Raw genomic sequence first — 1215 nt, forward strand, 5'->3', positions numbered from 1 at the left:
TGGACTGTCAACACTAAACTAGACAACTTTTTTAAGGTGTTCAAGTTTGTAATCAATCGGACTTACATAACCAAGTGTCCCATGAATTCGTATATGATTAAACCAGTGGACATAGTCATGTAATTCCCTTGTTAATTCTTCTAAGCTATCAAAATGTTGACATTTAACAAACTCTGTTTTGATGATTTTGAACGTCGCTTCAGCTACTGCATTATCATAGGGGCAGCCCTTCGTGCTTAAAGACCGCTGAATATGAAAAGCCTCTAATGCATCGTCAATCAGTTTATTCTTAAACTCATTTCCACGATCCGTATGGAACAACTGTATTTTACGAAGGTCGACCTTGATGGAGGCAAATGCACGATAAACGAGGAAGGCATCTTTGTTTGGGCCTGTACTGAAGCCTACGATTTCTCGATTAAAGAGATCGACAAATACACATACGTAATGCCATTTTTGATTGACTCTTACGTACGTCAAATCGCTTACAATCACCGTCATTTCTTCCTCCTGGTCGAACGCACGGTTTAATTCATTTTTCTGTTTTGATTCATTACATGATTTCATATGTGGCTTAAATTGAGCTACGGTGTAAGTAGAGACAAGACCCTGCTCTTGCATAATACGTCCAATTCTTCGCCGCGAGGCGATGAGTCCGCGCTTTTTTAATTCTACTTTGATTTTACGTGTCCCGTAATTTTGACGGCTTGCCTGAAATATGTCGATCACATCGGATGTAATGTCATCCTCTTTTTCTCTTTCCTTCGCTTCATAATAATAGGTACTTCTCGGTAGTTGAAGGACTTTGCACATTGCTGATATCGAGTATTTATGTTGATTATTCTGAATCACATTTACTTTCGTCCTAGTATCAGCGCAGCTTGCTTTAAAATGTCATTTTCCATTTCAAGTTGTTTATTTCGTTTTCGGAGTTCGATCAGTTCCTTTTGTTCATCTGTTAGATTCTCTTTTTCCTTAAAGGAACCAGAGTTTTGACTTTGACTCACCCACTTATCCAAAGACGAAGGCGTAAGGTCATACTCACGAATAATCTCTTTTCTTGGTTTCCCGTTTTGGTACAGCTGTACCATCTGTTGTTTGAAATCTTCCGTAAATGTTCTGCGTTCTCTTTTGGTCATGTAGATTCTCCTCGAATATATTATCTGTAGTCTACTTGACCTTAAAAATTCTGTCCAACTAAGTGTAGCCTATCCA

1 protein-coding gene is annotated in these 1215 nt (G+C 38.5%); it reads right to left on the reverse strand.

Annotated features, from left to right (window positions below):
• Nucleotides 1-18: 18 nt before the first annotated feature.
• A protein-coding gene (locus tag QNI08_RS22375) for an IS3 family transposase (protein ID WP_285769550.1) occupies nt 19-1139 on the reverse strand; the annotation gives its coding sequence in 2 pieces (ribosomal slippage) (nt 19-890 and nt 890-1139; 1122 coding nt in all).
• Nucleotides 1140-1215 lie beyond the last annotated feature (76 nt).

This window comes from Peribacillus folii (genome assembly GCF_030271255.1).
Classification (GTDB): domain Bacteria; phylum Bacillota; class Bacilli; order Bacillales; family DSM-1321; genus Peribacillus.